The organism is Aeromicrobium alkaliterrae (assembly GCF_039529015.1).
GTDB classification, from domain to species: Bacteria; Actinomycetota; Actinomycetes; order Propionibacteriales; family Nocardioidaceae; genus Aeromicrobium; species Aeromicrobium alkaliterrae.
On sequence record NZ_BAAAME010000004.1, the window covers coordinates 377,949 to 392,786 of the forward strand.

The following is a 14,838-nucleotide window of genomic DNA, read 5'->3' on the forward strand; positions in this document are numbered from 1 at the left end:
AGTGAGCGCCTGCCTGCTCAGGAGTGGGCGGCGTCGTACACGAGGTTCTTCGGGGCGCCGGTCTCGCGCGCGACCTGGGCGATGGCGTCCTTGCGGCTCAGGCCGGTGGCCTCTGCTCGGTCGACGAGGTCGCCGAGGACGTCGGGGTTCAGCTCGACCTCGTCGGCCTCCGCACCGTCGACGACGATCGTGATCTCGCCCCGCACGCCCTGCTCCAGGCCCTCGACCCACTCGACGAGCTCACGGGTGGTGCCCCGGACGACCTCCTCGTACGTCTTGGTCAGCTCGCGACACACCACGAGGCGTCGTTCGGGCCCGAAGACCGCGTGCATCGCGCGCAGCGTCGACTCGGTGCGGTGCGGCGACTCGAAGAACACCATCGTGCGGCGCTCGGTCAGCACGTCGGCGAGGAAGTGGTCGCGCGCCTTGGGCTTGCGGGGCAGGAAGCCCTCGAACGTGAAGCGGTCGACTGGCAGGCCCGAGATCGCGAGGGCGGTGAGGACGGCGCTCGGGCCCGGGATGACGCTGACCTCGATGCCGGCGGCGACGGCCTCCGCCACGAGGCGGTAGCCGGGGTCGGAGATGCTCGGCATGCCCGCGTCGGTCACGAGGACGACCGAGTACCCGACCCGCATCAGGTCGACGAGCTCGGTCGTGCGGGCCTGCTCGTTGCCCTCGAAGAACGACACGATTCGGCCGCGCGTCTCGACGCCGAGCTCGGCGGTCAGGCGGGCCAGGCGGCGCGTGTCCTCGGCCGCGACGACGTCCGCCGACGACAGCGCGGGCCCGAGGCGGCGCGACACGTCCGACACCTGACCGATGGACGTGCCCGCGAGGATCAGCATGCCTGCATCGTGCCACTCCGCCCCCTCCCCGTCAGGGGGCGGTAGCCGAGCCACCTTTGCCCCTCTGCCCGGGGCGGGCGGTAGGTCAGCCACCTTTGCGGGCACCTGATCGGTGGCTCAGCTACCGCCCACCGGGTAGGTCAGCTCGGGGCGAACTCCGACGGGCGCGGAGCGCGATGGCACCACTGCCACAGCTCCCCGAAGCTCGGCGGAGGCCCGTCGTATCCCTGCGCGACGAGCGCCCGATGGACGAGGCGGACCAGCCTGACCGGGTTCGCGAGGTCCCGTGCCGTGACCTGCAGGTACTGCCAGCCCAGCTGGCGCAGGATCCGGTACCGCTCGATGTCCCAGGCGAACTGCTGAGGGTCGAGCGCGTGTTGGCGGCCCTCGTACTCCACCAGGAGCTTCCATCGCCGCCCTACCAGGTCCCCGACGGCCACCAACTGGGGTCCGTCGAACACCGATGCGTTCACCTCGGGAGGTTCCAGACCGGCGGCGCTGATCGAGACGCGGGTTCGGCTCTCCTGCACCGAGGCCGACCTGCTGTCGATCAACGGCAGCAGCTGCGCCACCCTGCCCGCGCCTGGCCGCCACGGGTCGAGGTCCGCGACAGCCGCGAACGACTCCGGCGTCGCCAGCCCCTTCCGCAGGACGTGGTCGCCGGCCGCGACGACGTCGAGCGGCCGCAGTGTCGATGCGGTCTGGACCCACGCCGCCGAGATGCTCGCGCCGACCCTGTCGAGCGGGGGAAGCTTGACGGTGCGGTGAAGCATGACGCCGTCCATCGGGCGGTGGAGATCGCGGGCGACGGTGAAGTGCAGCGTCGGCGGACCGAGACGGACTCCCACCAGCTCGAGCCGAGTCATGTGACTCACGACGACGTCGTCCGGAAGAGCCAGGACGGCCGCCGCGATCAGACCCGCTCGATCCAGCTGCGTCGTCGCGAGCCGATAGACGCGCGGGAACACGCGCACGAACCTGGGATGCTCGAGCGCCCGGCTGCTCAGGCCCGCTGCGAGGGCCTCATCGCGGTGGAACGCTCGCCGGGCCATGTGCGCAGGAAGCTCTTGCCGGGGTCTCATGCTCCCAACGTCGCGAGCCGGTGCGGAGCTGCACGACCCCGAACTCGATGTCTGTGGATGGCCAAGGGCTGTGGAAACCGACTCCCGCACGTGGGCGGTAGGTGAGCCACCGATGAAGCCCCTTCAAAGGTGGCTCACCTACCGCCCACCCGGTCAGGGGCTGAAACGTGGCTCAGCTACCGCCCCCTGGGGTCGGTAGGGTGAGCGGGTGCGGCGGATCGACGAACGCGTGTGGGGGTGGCTCGGTCCGATCGGGGTCGCACTGCTGGCGTTCACGACGCGCATCTGGAACGTCGGGTCGCCGAAGCACCTGCTGTTCGACGAGACGTACTACGCCAAGCACGCGTGGTCGATGCTCGAGGTGGGGTACGCGCGCGACGCGGTCCAGGGGGCCGACGACAAGATCGCCGCGGGCCAGTCCTCCGGCCTCTTCACCGACCTGCCCACCCAGGTCGCGCACCCTGAGGGCGGCAAGTGGCTCATCGCGGTCGGCGAGCACTTCTTCGGCCTCGACGCCTTCGGCTGGCGCATCAGCGCCGTGGTCGTCGGCGCCCTGACCGTCCTCGTCCTGGCCCGCCTGGTGCGCCGCCTGACCGGGTCGACGTGGCTCGGCTGCCTCGCCGGACTGCTGCTCGCGGTCGACGGGATGCACTTCGTGATGTCGCGGCTCGCCCTGCTCGACGGGTTCCTGACGTTCTGGATCGTCGCGGCCGTCGCCTGCCTGGTCGCCGACCGCGACCGCATCGTGCGGCACCTGGAGACGAGCGACGCGTGGCGCCCGCTGCGCCCGTGGCAGCTGCTGGCGGGCGTGTGCTTCGGGATGGCCGTCGCGACGAAGTGGAGCGGCCTGTTCCCGCTGGCCGTCGCCGGCCTCCTGGTGGTGGGCTGGGAGGTCCTGCAGCGGTGGCGCTCCCCGTGGCGCGATCGCGACCAGCCCCTGCTGCGCTGGGCGACCCGCACCCTGCTGTTCGTCGGCGGCCCGGCCTTCGTCTCGATCGTCGTGGTCGCCTTCGTCGTCTACGTCGCGACGTGGACCGGATGGCTCGTGCACCACGAGGTCTACGCGCAGCGCTTCGACCTCGGCGACGGCAACCGGTTCAGCCAGCTGTGGGCCTTCCACCAGCTCGACTACCGCTTCCACACGGGCGACTTCCTCGCGGAGCAGACCCACCCGTACCAGTCGAGCGCGTGGGGCTGGCCGCTCCTCAGCCGCCCCGTCGCGGTCGAGGCCCAGAACGACCTGCCGGCCGCGATGTGCGGAGCCGGCGCGGGCGACTCGTGCATCCGCGTCATCACGATGCTGGGCAACCCGCTCGTGTGGTGGCTCGGCTCGGCCGCGGTCGTGGCGTGCGCGGCGATGTGGCTGTGGGAGCGCGCGTGGCGCCACGGCCTGATGCTGGCGATGATCGCCGCGCTCTGGCTGCCGTGGTTCCGCTTCGATGACCGCCCGATCTTCTCCTTCTACGCCGTCACGATGCTGCCGTTCATGATCCTGGCGATCTGCCTGGTGCTGCGCGACGTCTGGGACTCGGCCGGCCTGGTGGCCCGACGCTTCCTGCTCGGAGGCGTCCTGGCCTACGTGGTCGTCGCCGTCGGCCTGTTCTGGTGGTTCCACCCGGTGCTGACGGGCGAGACGATCCCCCGCTCGGCCTGGCAGGCGCGCATGTGGTTCCGCGCCTGGATCTGACGGTTTGCTAGCGTCGGACCTGTCCCGCCACGGGACTCCCGGACGAGGCGCGTCGTACCCGGCCAGCGACAAGACGATGCCGAGGAGCATCGTCATGCACTGGATCGTCCTGGTCGTCTCCGGAGTCCTCGAGGCCGTGTGGGCCACCGCCCTCGGCCGCTCGGACGGCTTCTCCCGCCTGGCACCGAGCGTCGTCTTCGCCGTCGCCCTCGTGGCGAGCATGGCCGGTCTGGCCTGGGCCATGCGGGGGCTGCCGGTCGGCACCGCCTACGCCGTGTGGGTCGGCATCGGCGCCACCCTGACCGCGGGCTACGCGATGGCGAGCGGCGACGAGGCCGTCTCACTCGTGAAGGTGCTGCTGCTCCTGGGCATCGTGGCCTGCGTCGTGGGCCTCAAGCTGGCCCACTGAGACGGATCAGCCGCGCGCGCCCCGCTCGGCACCATGCTGCGCGCCCCGCAGGGCGAGCGCGAGGATCCAGCCGATGTCGGCAGCCGCCTCGGCGGGCAGCTTCGACGGCCGCGTGATGGCCGACAGCACGAGCCGCACGACGCTCTCCACCGCGACGTCGAGCTCGCGCTCGGTGAGCGGCAGGTCGTGCCCGCCGTCGACGATGCACGCTGCGACCGCGACCTTGGCGGTCTCGATGATCTCGCCCGACTCGACCGTGAGGATCGAGATCAGGTCGGGGTCGTGCTCGCCGGGAACCGAGCCGACGATCGTGCGGACGAGCAGGCTGCGCTCCCCCAGCTCCAGGACGCCCTCGCAGGCGGCCGTGACCCCGTCGACGAGGTCGGGCTCGGCGGCCATGCGGTCGCGCACGACGTCGAGAAACCGCCCGAGCTCGCGCATCGCGAGGTGCTCGGCGAGCTGGCGCTTGGTGCCGAGCTCGTTGTAGACCGTCTGCCGGCTCACGCCCACGACATCGGCGATGCGCGACATCGTGACCGACGACCAGCCGCGTGCCTCGATCTGCGCCTGCGCAGCGTCGAGCAGCCGGTCGCGGAGGTGGCCCTGCACCGACGAGCGATACGTCGTGACGGTCATGGGGCGACCGTAGCGGGCCGGCGGTGAGGCATCAGCCCACCTGGGACATCGTGAAGTCGGCCTTGGCGGCTCCGCAGTCGGGGCAGGTCCAGTCGTCGGGGATGTCGTCCCACGTCGTGCCGGGCGGGAATCCCTCCTCCTCCCAGCCCTGCGCCTCGTCGTAGACGAACCCGCACTGCTGGCACTCCCACACCTTCATGACTGATGCTCCTTCTCGGCCCGCTGGCGCGCGAGCGCCTGCTCGCGCGTCTCGGCGCTGATCACGTTGCCGTCCTGGTCGTTGCGGACGAACTCCTCGGCGGGCACGAAGTCGACCTGCTCGCGCACGCCGCAGTCGGGGCACGTCCAGTCGGCGTCGACCTCGGCGAACGGCGTGCCGGCCGGCCAGCCCTCGCGGGGGTCGCCCTTGGCCTCGTCGTAGACGTACTCGCAGTTGGGGCAGATGAACTGGGCCATGTCAGACCGCCACCTGCTCCGGCGCATCGCTGGCCCCGTACCTCGCGTAGTACTTCTCCTTCAGGCGCGGGTGGACGTTGGCCTGGGTGATGTCGCCGTCGTAGTGGCCGAGCACGCGCTCGTCCATGACCTTGCGCCAGATCTGCGGGACCCACGTCGCGACGATCATGCCGGCGTACCCGGTGGGCAGCACCGGAGCCTCCTTGAAGTCGCGCAGCGCCTGGTACCGACGGGTGGGGTTGGCGTGGTGGTCGCTGTGGCGCTGCAGGTGGTAGAGCAGCACGTTGGTGCCGATGTTGTTGCTGTTCCACGAGTGCGAGGGGTTGACCCGCTCGTAGCGGCCCGACTCGAGCTTGGCGCGCTTCATGCCGTAGTGCTCGAGGTAGTTGACGCTCTCGAGCAGCCAGATGCCGAGGATCGCCTGGATCACGAGGAACGGGAAGATCTGCCAGCCGAACGCCGCCATCGCGAAGCCCCAGAGCAGCACCGTGAACATCCAGGCGTTGATGAGGTCGTTCTTGAGGCTGTAGGGCGACTTCTTGAGGCGGGCGAAGCGCTTCTTCTCCAGCTCCCACGAGCTGCGCAGGCTGCCGATCACGGTGCGCGGCATGAACTCCCAGACGGTCTCGCCCATGCGGCTCGACGCCGGGTCCTCGGGCGTGGCGACGCGGACGTGGTGGCCGCGGTTGTGCTCGATGTAGAAGTGGCCGTAGGCGGTCTGGGCGAGCGCGACGCGGGCGAACCAGCGCTCGAGCTCCTCCTTCTTGTGCCCCAGCTCGTGGGCGGTGTTGATGCCGATGCCGGCGACCATGCCCATGCCGGTGGCCAGGCCGACCTTGTCGTACCAGGTCAGGTTCTCGGCGATGCCCGGGAGCACGGACGCCGTGAAGGGGTCCCAGCCGAAGATCGTGCCGTCACCCAGGAGGAAGCAGCCCCAGAGGAAGCCCGCGATCTGCAGCGGGATGAACGCGAACGTCACCCAGCGGTAGTAGCGGTCCTCCTCGAGCGCCTCGATGAGCTCGTCCGGCGGGTTGTTGGGGTCGAGCCCGGCGACCAGGTCGAACAGCGGGATCAGGACGAACACGAAGAACGGTCCGAAGTACCACCAGACGTGCCACTCGGTGGCGGCGACGAGCCCCCAGATCATCATCGGGATCAGCGGGATGACCGCGCCCATGATCCAGAGGTAACGCTTCTTGTCGGTCCACTCGACCTTGTGGCCGTCGACCACTGCTGACACCGTCATGCTGCACTCCTCGCGTTGACTTGACACGAAGGTATGACATGTCAAGCAGATTGACAAGGGGGCGTGATGTGTAAAGCGCTCCACATGACACAGACCCGGGCCCGCCTCCCTCACAGGACGGGCCCGGGCAGTGCCCCCGAGGGAGCGGGTCTTTTCAGAAGGTCGCGTAGGCCGAGACGATCGCGGGCCCTAGCACGACGATGAACAACACGGGCAGGATGCAGGACATGAGAGGCATGAGGATCTTGACGGGCACCTTCTGCGCCTCGGCCTCGGCACGCATCTTGCGGCCGTGCCTCAGCTCGACCGCCTGACTGCGCACGACCGACGAGATCGAGATGCCGTACTCCTCGGCCTGGACGACCGCGCGGCAGAAGTTCCTGAGGTCGCCGACCGTCGTCCGGTCGGCCAACGCCATGTACGCCTCGCGCCGCGAGAGCCCCACGGTCATGTCCTGCGTCAAGCGCAGAACCTCCTCGGCCAGCGCACCGGTGTTTCGTTCGGCCGCGCGACTCAAAGCCTGCTCGAAGCCCACTCCCGCCTCGATCGAAATGACGATCTGGTCGAGCAGGTCGGGCAGCTCCTTCTGGATCTGCTCCTGCCGCTTCGTCGCCAGGTTGTAGATCAGCAGATCCGGGAGGAAGTAACCGAGCGGGATCAAGGCCAGTCCAAACAGGACGAACAACATCGAGCCGTTCGTGAGCAGCGCGACGAACAGGAGGACTCCGAGGCCCAACCCGATCGGCTTGTAGAGCACGACCTTCTCGAGCGTCCAGGACTCGGGTCGGCCGGCCAGGACGAGGTTGCGCTCCACCTTGTCGAGCATCGACTGGGGGGTGAGGCTCGCCAGCGTTCCGCGCGGAAGACGGTTGACCGTCATGACACGCTTGCCGGCCGGCTTCTTCACCTCTCGGTGAGCCATCTCCCGAGCACGCCGTTGCACCTCGCCGTTCGGCGTGGCCACGAGACCAAGTCCGACCGCCAGGGCCCCGAGCGAGCCGAGCAAGAGCACTGCTGCGATGAGAATCATGACATCTCCCTCAGAACTCGATCCGGACGATGGAACGCATCCAAAGCCCGCCCAAGACGTACATCAGAGCACTGGCCAGCAAGAGGATCTTCCCGATGCCTGAATCGATGAAAGTCGTCATCTGCTCGGCCGAGATGATCGTGTAGTAGCCACCAACCCCGACCGGCAGAAGCATCAGAATCACTGCGGAGAGCTTGCCCTCGGCCGCCAGTGCTGTGACCTGCTGACGTACGTGCTGGCGATCGCGAATGGTCGAGGCGACCTGGTCGAGGATCTCGTTGAGATTTCCGCCAGTTTCACGCTGGGCACCGATCGCGGCGCCGACCCAGCGGAAGTCCTCGCTCTGCATCCGCATCGCGACGTCGTCGAGCGAGATCAGCATGTCCCGACCGACTCGAGTCTCGTTGACGACCCGAGCCAGCTCGGGCCCGATGGGCGCCTCTGCCTCCTTGGCGACGGCATCCAGAGCGCGCGGCAGGCTATGTCCCGCTCGCAACGATGCAGCCATCATCTGCAGCACGCCCGGGAGCTGGTCGGAAAACTTACGGCGGACCCGTCCAGTACGCCAGTGGACGAACATCTTGGTCACAACGGGAACCGCTGCCGCCAGCAGGAAGCCGACGATCAGGCTTCCGAGCAGCACGGTCCCGACCGCCGCGGCGACGACAGCACCGCAGGCCATCAGGATCACGAGGTTCGGAACCGGCACAGCGATGCCGGCGAGCGCGAGCTCCTCGGCCGTGAACAACCGCCGGTTGCTCTGTTTCATGGCGGTGTCGACCTTCGCCTCGACCGCGGTCGCGACCCGGTTGAGCACGGTGGGCTGCTCGATCACGGCGTAGTCCGCCACGCGCTGACGATCGACACGCCTCACCGGGGTGCCGGCAATCGCGATCCACAGCGACGACAGGGCTCCTACTATCAGAAGGGAGGCAACGACGACCAACATCCTCACCACCCCCCGGCGTTGGCCAGGTTCGCCAGATCGAAGTGAATGCCCTCGTCCTCGAAGCGCTCGCTGAACCGAGGTCGCACTCCTGTCGGGGTGGCCTGACCCAGGAACTTGCCGTTCTCGTCAACGCCTGCGGCGAAGTTGAAGGTAAAGACGTCCTGGAGCACCACGGTGTCCCCCTCCATCCCCAGCACCTCGGTCACATGGGTGATGCGCCGACTGCCGTCACGCAGGCGCGCAATCTGGACGATCAGGTCGACCGCTGAAGCGCCCTGTTCGCGGATCGCTCGCAGCGGCAAGTCCATCCCCGCCATGAGCACGAGGGTCTCGAGGCGCGCCATGGCATCTCGCGGACTGTTTGCGTGCAGCGTCGAAAGCGAGCCGTCGTGGCCCGTGTTCATCGCCTGCAGCATGTCGAGCGCTTCGCCGCCACGGCACTCTCCAACCACGATGCGATCGGGCCGCATGCGCAGTGAGTTGCGCACGAGGTCGCGGATCCGAACCTCGCCGGCACCCTCGATGTTCGGCGGGCGGCTCTCCAACCGCACCACGTGCGGCTGCTGCAGGTTGAGCTCCACCGCGTCCTCGATCGTCACGATCCGCTCCCCCGGAGGAATAAACGCGGAGAGGACGTTGAGCAACGTTGTCTTGCCGGTGCCAGTGCCGCCACTGACCAGGATGTTGAGCTTGGCGAGCACGCAAGCCTCGAGGAGACGACCCATCTGCTCGGTCATGCTCCCGAACCCAATCAGGTCGCTCACCTGCAGCGGTGTCTTGGAGAACTTACGGATCGTCAGCGATGACCCGTCGACCGCCAACGGAGGGACGACCGCGTTGACACGAGATCCGTCCGCCAGGCGCGCGTCGACCAGAGGGGAAGACTCGTCGACACGGCGCCCGACTCGAGACACGATCCGGTCGATGACTCGCCGCAGATGGTCCTCGGACGTGAACCGTGCGGAAGAAAGAGCCAGCCTGCCGTTGCGCTCGACGTACACCTGGTTGAATCGGTTGACCATGATCTCGGTGACACTGTCGTCCTCGAGCAAGCGCTCCATGGGTCCGAGCCCGAGAGCGTCGTTCTCGACATCGCGCACGAGGCGACGCCGCTCGTCCGGCGACAGCAGCTGCTGGTCCTCCTCGATGATCTCGGTCAGCTCGTCGCGCACGATCTCGTGCAGCTGATCGTCGGTCAGCGACGAGTCATTGACCCTGGATCCCAAGCGCTCGAACAGGGAGGCGGAGGTCCGAGCCTTGATCTCGGCGAAGGCGTCGTTCGCCGCCGACATCGCGGCGATGGTGCCGTCCAGATCGGGGATCTCCTCAACCTCCACAGCCTCGAGCCGGGCGGCGCTGAGCTCTCGCGCCGAAGCGAGGCGGTCGCTGAGACTCATCACGCCACCTCCAGCCGCTTGTGGCCGGCCTTCGGCTCGACCTCGCGGGCCCGGTCGAAGATCCGCTTGGCGAGCGAGCGGATCGACTTCGAGAAGGGTCCGTTCTTGATGGTCGTCAGAGCCGGCACGCCGCGGTTGGCTGCGGATTGAACCTCCACCATGCGCGGCAGCACGGTGTCCGCCGGCAGACCGACGACTGCCTCAACGTCCTTGATGCGCAGACCAGACTGCTTGTCGGCGAAGTTGACCGCGAGGTACTTCGACGCCGGCAGGAGCGTGAGCTCGGTCAGCAGCTCGACCGCCTTGCGCACGCTGCGCAGGCACGCCATGTCCATCGTCGTCACGACGATGGCGTCGTGGCTGATCTCGAGCGCCGCCAGCGTCGCGTCGTCGAGACCCGAGGCCGTGTCGATCACGACGTAGCGGAACTGCGACTGCAGCTGCCGGAGTAGCTCGCCGACCTCGGCCCCCGTCACACCATCGTTGGCGGCCGGCGAGTCAGCACCGCACAGGACGTAGAAGCCCTGGTCGTGCACCGTGAGGAACGTCTTGAGCAGCAGGCTGTCGCGCCCGGCCGCACCGAAGGCGTCCTCCAAGGTATGCGTCGGCTTGAGGTTGAGCACCGTCGAGACGTCGCCGAACATCAGGTCGAGGTCGACCAGCACGACGTCCATGGGCGACTGCTCGGCCAGGGCGACAGCGAGGTTGACCGAGATGTTGGTCTTGCCCACGCCCCCCTTCGGCGACAGCACCGTGATGGTGCGCGACGCGAAGTCGACCGGCTGCTGAACCCTGGCGGCGATGACGCCGGCGGCGTTCGTCCCACCTTGGGCGTCGAGCTTGCTCCGCAGATTGGTCAGGAAACTTGCGTCGTCGAGCGACGGGGCGACGTCGCGGATGCCTGCGCGCATGGCCTCAATCAGCATCGTCGGCTCAGCCTGCGAGACAAGCACCATCGACACGTCCGGTCGCACGGCGTGAACCTCGGCTGCCATCGCGATCGATCGCTCGAACGGCACCTGGTTGGTGAAAACCATGACGCCGGGCAGCTGCGCGGCATCCATCCCCCGGAGCAGGCTCACGCTCGGAGTCGAGACCGAGGCGGCGCTCAGGGATACGGCGCGGTACCCAATCGCCGACCCGACGCGCTCGGCTGTGACATCGTCCGCGCCGACGATGAGCACGATGCCGATCATTGCGGGAGTCCCGTGAACGGAGCCACGTCCTGGTACGTGATGGTCCCACCACCACCGACGTCCGTCTTGTCGGTCTGACGCGTCAGCCAGATCGTTCCAAACTCCTTCGCGTGGATGATCTGCTCGGCCTGCATCGTCGTCACGGCAACGGTGACAACGGTGCCCGTCGTCGATCCGTTCGGCTCCTCGCCGCCCTCTGCCGTCTCGTCAGCGACCACGACCCCGTTGTCGACCTTGAGGACGAGGAGGTTGTTGATGGGGTTACCCGTGATACGGATGTTGCCGTCCAAGGTAAAGGACGTAAAGACCCCGACCTTGTCCCCCGCGACGACCGAACCGCCGACGAAGCGCTCGCCATCGATCTGGATCGACAGCTCCTGCATCCCGTCCGGCAGAGCCGCAGGTCCCTTGACCGACTGAGGATCGTCGAACTTCGAATCCGCCAGCTGGTCGCCGGCCACGATCTCGACTTTGGAGACCTGGCCCTCAAGCTCGTCCAGCGAGCGGATCGCACCTGGGACCTCGGCGGACTTCGGAATCTTGACCACCTCAACCTTGTCAGCGATCTCTGACGCCGGCGTCTTCACGGCAATGGTCTCGGTCGCCCGAAGGACCTCGACAGACTCGGTGCCCTCGAGTGCTCGGTCGTCGGCGTTGCCGGCGTAGACCACGAGTGCGCCGATGGCCAAGATCGCCAGCACGGCGGCGATGGCGATGGCGATGACTTGCTTCTTCATCTCTGCTCCCTCAGATCTGAAGTGATGTCCACCCGGGCTCCCTCCGCAGGTGGGGCGACCGGCCGAGCCGGTCAGCGGCGCCGAGGCGCCGAAGGCACGAGGGCGCGACGGTCAGTGACCGCCGCGCCCTCGCATCAAGCCTTGATCACCAGCTGCCGATGGTGGTGGCGAGGTCGCTGAAGAACGTGTTGAGCGCGCCGCCGAAGAGGCCGACACCGGCGACGATGATGATCGCGATCAGCGCGACGAGCAGGCCGTACTCGACGGCGGTGGCGCCCTTCTCGTCCTTCTTCGGGGCGGGGACGAACGCGAGCAGCGTGGCGTAGAACTTGGTCATGATGTTTCTCCCTCAGTGATGTGCCACCAGCGTGGTGGCGATTGTTGCCACCGGACTCGGTGGCTCTCCCTGCGGAAAAACGTAGGGGGACCAACGACACGGACGCTATAGAAGTTACGGGCCATCTTCAGGTAGTTACTTTGTGCTATGTCGCCCAGGCGTCCGCCAACTCGAGCTAGAAGGGGACGACGTCGAACAGCGCGCCGATCGCCTCACCCATGCCCAGAACCGTGCCCGCGATAATCACTGCAATCACAACGATCAGGAGTGCGTACTCCACGCTGGTGGCGCCTCGTTCAGCCTGATGGACCTTCCGGATCGTCTTCATGACGCACCCCTCCCTCCCCCGAACGGCAGCGTAGACCTCGCGCGGTCCGGATGTCATCGTCTCCGCATTCACGGACCGAAGTCCCGGGACGGTCCCGGGACGTTTACTAGCCAGACGGCCTGAATCACTTTTCGTGACGAAGATCGACCCGCTCGGGCTCAGACACGACGGTCGACATGCCCGAGAAATCAGTCGCTGCCGGGGGTTCTAGTTCGAAAGAACCAGAGACGATGAGCGCAGAGGACCCTAGGATCACCCGGGTAGAAGGTCCCGGACGCGGTGGGGAGACCACGTCACGGAGCACGACCTGGCTACCCGCCTTTGAGGAGAGACAGAGGCGGAGAACGGCAACACAGGGAGAGTTGTCATGGTTCGTCGACGCCATCGTGAGGACGGGTCGGCTGCGGTCGAGTTCGCCCTCATCGCACCGTTGTTCATCGCACTGCTGTTCGGGATCATCAGCTACGGCTACATGCTGAGCTTCCGCCAGGGCATCAGCCAGGCTGCCGCCGAGGGCGCTCGCGTCTTCGCCGTCGCACCGGCCGGCTCTCCGACGCTCAAGGCTGATGCCGTCGCTGCCGTCAATCGCAGCCTGAGCTCCTACGGCATCACATGCACGACGACCGGCACGCTGAAGAAGGGCGCCAGCACCGTGGGGACGTGCTCGGTGCCGTCGACTGCCACCGCGTGCGCGAACAATGCGGCAGCGCGGTGTGCGCGGGTCGAGATCACCTACTCCTACAGAGCCAACCCCCTGGTGCCGTCATTTCCCGGCCTTGGCATCACTCTCCCGCAAACACTGCGCTACGACACCACCGTTCAGGTGAACTCGTGAGGGCACGGCGTGGGCACAGCCCGTGGACGTCACCGTTCGATCGCGATGAACAGGGCGCGATCGTCCCGCTGACTGCGCTGCTCATGGTGGTTGTTCTCGGCGTTGCAGCCATTGCTGTCGATCTTGGGATCCAGCGTGCAGCTGCGCGGGACGTGCAGGCGGCCGCGGACGCCGTCGCGCTCGATGCGGCGCGTGTGCTTCCAGACGCCTGCAACGCCGCATCCGTCACGACAGCGGCTCAGCAGAGCCTCAGCCGCCAGGGCCTGCGTATTGGGCGCGGCCACACCATGACCGTGCAGACCGGCAATCTGGATTCCAACGGACGCTTCATGCAGATGACGACCGGCTCGTGTACTTCGGTGCGGGTCATCATCGGGGCCACGGTCGACTACGCGTTCGCTCCAATCCTCGGAAACAGCTCGGGCACAGTCAGCCGGCCGGCCGTGGGGTCGCGAGCAAAGCCTGCTCTCTGTTTCTCGGTCGGCACCAAGACCCTGTCGCTCAACACCACAGAGAGCGCCCTCGCTCCCCTGCTCGCCGGCGTGCTGCAGGCCGACCTGAGCGTCGTCGGCTACGAGGGCCTGGTCAACATCAAGAACACCCAGGTCCCGCTGGCCGCCATCGCGGCCGAGCTGGGCTTGGGCAGCACGCAAGCCGTCACGAACGCATCGGTCTCGCTCGGGTCGCTGATGCTCGCGACGGCTCGGGTGCTGCAGCGCGAGTACCCGGCGGTCAGCGTCACCGCACTGAACTCCGTCGCCGCTCAGGTCAACCACGTGACGGTCCGGCTCGGCGACATCCTGACCTTGGACACGACCGGGACGAACCCGCTCGAGGCGAACATCGGCGCTCTGGACCTGCTGACGGCCGGGATCCTCAAGGGTGCCCTGAACCTCAAGGGAGCGACCGGCCTGCACGCGATCGACGCCTCCGGCCAGGTGGCCGCTGGCTCGGGACTCTCGATCGCCGAGGTCAAGCTCACCGTCATCGAGGCCCCGAAGATCGCCTGCGGCCCGGTCGGCACCAAGGCTTCCAGCGCCCAGGTCCGACTCGGGCTGAGGACCGGCATCCCGGTGCTGGGTCTGCTCCGGGCCGCCGACCTCGCCCTCGGAGTCAAGGTGGGCGAGGGCAGCGCCACCCTCGCAAGCGTCAACTGCACCACGACGAGCCCCTCGGTGAACTTCAACGCGAGCTCCACCGGCGCGTCGATCACGGGGTTCGACGGGACGGGTCACGCCAAGCTCGACATCGTCAGCCTGCTGGGAATCCGGCTCGTAGGTCTCGACGTGGACGGCTCCGTCGCCGCGAGCTCGGGCAGCCTCGGGTTCAGCTATCCGGCCAGCACCGGCAACGCGAACCCGTCGACGAAGAGCTTCACGAGCGCGGTCAACCTCGAGCTGCACGTCATGCCGACCACGCTCCTCGGCCTGCTGCTGAGCCCCGTCACCACGATCCTCAGCAGCGTGGTCTCGACGATCGGGCAGTACGTGTTGACGCCGGTCCTGGGCGCGCTCGGTATCGGCATCGGCCGCACCGACGTCACCGTCATGGGCCGCCCGTCCTGCAGCGGGGTCAAGCTCGCGGGCTGACGGCGGCCCGTCTCCCTCTCGGGACGAGACGGTCTGCCCGCCTGCGGACATCTACTGTCAGAACAACCTGACGGAAGGT

18 protein-coding genes and 1 riboswitch are annotated in these 14,838 nt (G+C 67.7%); of the genes, 4 read left to right on the forward strand and 14 right to left on the reverse strand.

Annotated features, from left to right (window positions below):
• Positions 1–17: 17 nt before the first annotated feature.
• Together rsmI and ABD127_RS09845 are read right to left on the reverse strand one after the other, a co-directional pair.
• Positions 18–845 carry a 16S rRNA (cytidine(1402)-2'-O)-methyltransferase gene (gene rsmI, locus ABD127_RS09840; RefSeq protein ID WP_344200637.1) on the reverse strand — a complete coding sequence of 276 codons (828 nt, stop codon included), beginning with the start codon at positions 843–845 and terminating at the stop codon, positions 18–20.
• Between the two features lie 140 nt (positions 846–985).
• Positions 986–1,813: a hypothetical protein gene (locus tag ABD127_RS09845; protein WP_344200640.1), complete on the reverse strand. Its 828-nt coding sequence runs from the start codon at positions 1,811–1,813 to the stop codon at positions 986–988.
• A gap of 322 nt (positions 1,814–2,135) precedes the next feature.
• Here ABD127_RS09845 and ABD127_RS09850 point away from each other — a divergent pair, with 322 nt between their 5' ends.
• Both ABD127_RS09850 and ABD127_RS09855 read left to right on the forward strand, forming a co-directional pair.
• Positions 2,136–3,614, forward strand: a complete 1,479-nt coding sequence (locus ABD127_RS09850) for a dolichyl-phosphate-mannose--protein mannosyltransferase (RefSeq protein WP_344200643.1) — start codon at positions 2,136–2,138, stop codon at positions 3,612–3,614.
• Between the two features lie 16 nt (positions 3,615–3,630).
• Positions 3,631–3,697, forward strand: a riboswitch (guanidine-III (ykkC-III) riboswitch).
• A gap of 11 nt (positions 3,698–3,708) precedes the next feature.
• Complete coding sequence (locus ABD127_RS09855; RefSeq protein ID WP_344200646.1) at positions 3,709–4,023, forward strand: DMT family transporter; 315 nt, start codon at positions 3,709–3,711, stop codon at positions 4,021–4,023.
• 6 nt (positions 4,024–4,029) lie between these two features.
• Here the strand turns inward: ABD127_RS09855 and ABD127_RS09860 are convergent, their stop codons facing one another.
• From ABD127_RS09860 to ABD127_RS09910, 11 genes are all read right to left on the reverse strand, one after another.
• A complete protein-coding gene (locus tag ABD127_RS09860) occupies positions 4,030–4,659 on the reverse strand; it encodes a TetR/AcrR family transcriptional regulator (RefSeq protein ID WP_344200648.1) in 630 nt (209 codons plus the stop codon).
• Positions 4,660–4,690: 31 nt separating this feature from the next.
• Positions 4,691–4,858: a rubredoxin gene (locus ABD127_RS09865; protein WP_344200651.1), complete on the reverse strand. Its 168-nt coding sequence runs from the start codon at positions 4,856–4,858 to the stop codon at positions 4,691–4,693.
• On the reverse strand, positions 4,855–5,115 hold the full coding sequence (locus tag ABD127_RS09870; RefSeq protein WP_344200654.1) for a rubredoxin: 261 nt from the start codon (positions 5,113–5,115) through the stop codon (positions 4,855–4,857). Before ABD127_RS09870 ends, ABD127_RS09865 begins: the two co-directional genes overlap by 4 nt.
• 1 nt (position 5,116) lies before the next feature.
• Entirely contained in the window at positions 5,117–6,361 is a 1,245-nt protein-coding gene (locus ABD127_RS09875; RefSeq protein WP_344200657.1) for an alkane 1-monooxygenase, read from the reverse strand.
• Between the two features lie 154 nt (positions 6,362–6,515).
• Positions 6,516–7,391: a type II secretion system F family protein gene (locus ABD127_RS09880; RefSeq protein ID WP_344200660.1), complete on the reverse strand. Its 876-nt coding sequence runs from the start codon at positions 7,389–7,391 to the stop codon at positions 6,516–6,518.
• A gap of 10 nt (positions 7,392–7,401) precedes the next feature.
• Positions 7,402–8,340 carry a type II secretion system F family protein gene (locus ABD127_RS09885; RefSeq protein WP_344200664.1) on the reverse strand — a complete coding sequence of 313 codons (939 nt, stop codon included), beginning with the start codon at positions 8,338–8,340 and terminating at the stop codon, positions 7,402–7,404.
• A gap of 2 nt (positions 8,341–8,342) precedes the next feature.
• The gene (locus ABD127_RS09890; protein WP_344200666.1) at positions 8,343–9,737 is read right to left on the reverse strand and encodes a TadA family conjugal transfer-associated ATPase; all 1,395 of its coding nucleotides are present in this window, start codon (positions 9,735–9,737) and stop codon (positions 8,343–8,345) included.
• On the reverse strand, positions 9,737–10,819 hold the full coding sequence (locus ABD127_RS09895; RefSeq protein ID WP_344200668.1) for a CpaE/TadZ family protein: 1,083 nt from the start codon (positions 10,817–10,819) through the stop codon (positions 9,737–9,739). The genes ABD127_RS09890 and ABD127_RS09895 overlap by 1 nt, the downstream gene beginning before the upstream one ends.
• Positions 10,820–10,929: 110 nt before the next feature.
• Positions 10,930–11,670, reverse strand: a complete 741-nt coding sequence (gene cpaB / locus ABD127_RS09900) for a Flp pilus assembly protein CpaB (RefSeq protein WP_344200670.1) — start codon at positions 11,668–11,670, stop codon at positions 10,930–10,932.
• A gap of 145 nt (positions 11,671–11,815) precedes the next feature.
• On the reverse strand, positions 11,816–12,007 hold the full coding sequence (locus ABD127_RS09905) for a Flp family type IVb pilin (RefSeq protein WP_344200672.1): 192 nt from the start codon (positions 12,005–12,007) through the stop codon (positions 11,816–11,818).
• Between the two features lie 175 nt (positions 12,008–12,182).
• Positions 12,183–12,335 carry a Flp family type IVb pilin gene (locus ABD127_RS09910; RefSeq protein ID WP_344200675.1) on the reverse strand — a complete coding sequence of 51 codons (153 nt, stop codon included), beginning with the start codon at positions 12,333–12,335 and terminating at the stop codon, positions 12,183–12,185.
• Between the two features lie 367 nt (positions 12,336–12,702).
• Here ABD127_RS09910 and ABD127_RS09915 point away from each other — a divergent pair, with 367 nt between their 5' ends.
• On the forward strand, positions 12,703–13,170 hold the full coding sequence (locus ABD127_RS09915; RefSeq protein WP_344200678.1) for a TadE/TadG family type IV pilus assembly protein: 468 nt from the start codon (positions 12,703–12,705) through the stop codon (positions 13,168–13,170).
• Positions 13,171–13,199: 29 nt separating this feature from the next.
• Here the strand turns inward: ABD127_RS09915 and ABD127_RS09920 are convergent, their stop codons facing one another.
• Positions 13,200–13,454 (reverse strand): hypothetical protein, encoded by a 255-nt coding sequence (locus ABD127_RS09920; RefSeq protein ID WP_344202636.1) that lies wholly within the window; start codon positions 13,452–13,454, stop codon positions 13,200–13,202.
• On the opposite strand from ABD127_RS09920, the gene ABD127_RS09925 reads away from it, so the two are divergent.
• On the forward strand, positions 13,365–14,759 hold the full coding sequence (locus tag ABD127_RS09925) for a TadG family pilus assembly protein (protein ID WP_344200681.1): 1,395 nt from the start codon (positions 13,365–13,367) through the stop codon (positions 14,757–14,759). The two genes, ABD127_RS09920 and ABD127_RS09925, sit on opposite strands and share 90 nt — an antisense overlap.
• The last annotated feature ends 79 nt before the right edge of the window (positions 14,760–14,838 follow it).

What these genes read in the sequence shown, in the direction of transcription:
- rsmI (WP_344200637.1), bottom strand. Translation starts at nt 845, where the DNA reads ATGCTGATCCTCGCGGGCACGTCCATCGGTCAGGTGTCGGACGTGTCG.
- ABD127_RS09855 (WP_344200646.1), top strand. Translation starts at nt 3,709, where the DNA reads ATGCACTGGATCGTCCTGGTCGTCTCCGGAGTCCTCGAGGCCGTGTGG.
- ABD127_RS09860 (WP_344200648.1), bottom strand. Translation starts at nt 4,659, where the DNA reads ATGACCGTCACGACGTATCGCTCGTCGGTGCAGGGCCACCTCCGCGAC.
- ABD127_RS09865 (WP_344200651.1), bottom strand. Translation starts at nt 4,858, where the DNA reads ATGAAGGTGTGGGAGTGCCAGCAGTGCGGGTTCGTCTACGACGAGGCG.
- ABD127_RS09870 (WP_344200654.1), bottom strand. Translation starts at nt 5,115, where the DNA reads ATGGCCCAGTTCATCTGCCCCAACTGCGAGTACGTCTACGACGAGGCC.
- ABD127_RS09875 (WP_344200657.1), bottom strand. Translation starts at nt 6,361, where the DNA reads ATGACGGTGTCAGCAGTGGTCGACGGCCACAAGGTCGAGTGGACCGAC.
- ABD127_RS09880 (WP_344200660.1), bottom strand. Translation starts at nt 7,391, where the DNA reads ATGATTCTCATCGCAGCAGTGCTCTTGCTCGGCTCGCTCGGGGCCCTG.
- ABD127_RS09885 (WP_344200664.1), bottom strand. Translation starts at nt 8,340, where the DNA reads ATGTTGGTCGTCGTTGCCTCCCTTCTGATAGTAGGAGCCCTGTCGTCG.
- ABD127_RS09890 (WP_344200666.1), bottom strand. Translation starts at nt 9,737, where the DNA reads ATGAGTCTCAGCGACCGCCTCGCTTCGGCGCGAGAGCTCAGCGCCGCC.
- cpaB (WP_344200670.1), bottom strand. Translation starts at nt 11,670, where the DNA reads ATGAAGAAGCAAGTCATCGCCATCGCCATCGCCGCCGTGCTGGCGATC.
- ABD127_RS09905 (WP_344200672.1), bottom strand. Translation starts at nt 12,007, where the DNA reads ATGACCAAGTTCTACGCCACGCTGCTCGCGTTCGTCCCCGCCCCGAAG.
- ABD127_RS09910 (WP_344200675.1), bottom strand. Translation starts at nt 12,335, where the DNA reads ATGAAGACGATCCGGAAGGTCCATCAGGCTGAACGAGGCGCCACCAGC.
- ABD127_RS09915 (WP_344200678.1), top strand. Translation starts at nt 12,703, where the DNA reads ATGGTTCGTCGACGCCATCGTGAGGACGGGTCGGCTGCGGTCGAGTTC.